Source organism: Halomonas sp. B23F22_20, assembly GCF_043496985.1.
Lineage (GTDB): Bacteria > Pseudomonadota > Gammaproteobacteria > Pseudomonadales > Halomonadaceae > Halomonas.
In genome coordinates this window covers 1-543 of record NZ_JBIEKH010000136.1, presented here as the reverse complement: position 1 = coordinate 543, position 543 = coordinate 1, and the positions used below count along the sequence as shown (strand labels likewise).

Here is a 543-nt window from a genome sequence, read left to right as displayed (position 1 = left end):
CCTGGAGAAATGATGGAGCAATCCGTGGGTCCATCCCCATTCCATTTGCCACATCTTCTACGTTCGCCCCCACCTTTTCACAAATTGACGCAATCTCATTGATAAAACTAATTTTCGTAGCTAGAAATGCATTAGATGCGTATTTGATCATCTCCGCACTTGCGAGATCTGTTGTCATAACGGGGATATTTAGTGGGTTATACATATCCATAATGAGTTGAATTGTTTTCTCATGATTTGCTCCAATGACCATGCGATCCCCTCCGAAGAAGTCCTTTAGGGCGCTACCCTCGCGCAAAAATTCGGGGTTCGATGCGATTTCAACCGGATGAGAGGTTCGTTCTTGTACATATTGATGCAATTTCTGACAAGTCCCTATTGGAACAGTACTTTTTACCACAACGGTTACAGGTTGTTGAACTGTATGAGCGATTCTTTCCGCTGCTTGATATATAAAAGTCAGGTTTGCTGATCCGTCTGACTGCTGTGGTGTACCTACAGCTAGCATAATAATCTCAGCATCCTGAAGTTCTTCATAATTAG

Annotated in this window: 1 protein-coding gene; it reads right to left on the bottom strand. The window is 42.9% G+C overall.

Annotated features, from left to right (window positions below):
• Positions 1 to 543: nucleotide sugar dehydrogenase (locus tag ACGTN6_RS20970; protein WP_394595041.1), on the bottom strand; the 543-nt coding region annotated here is incomplete at both ends.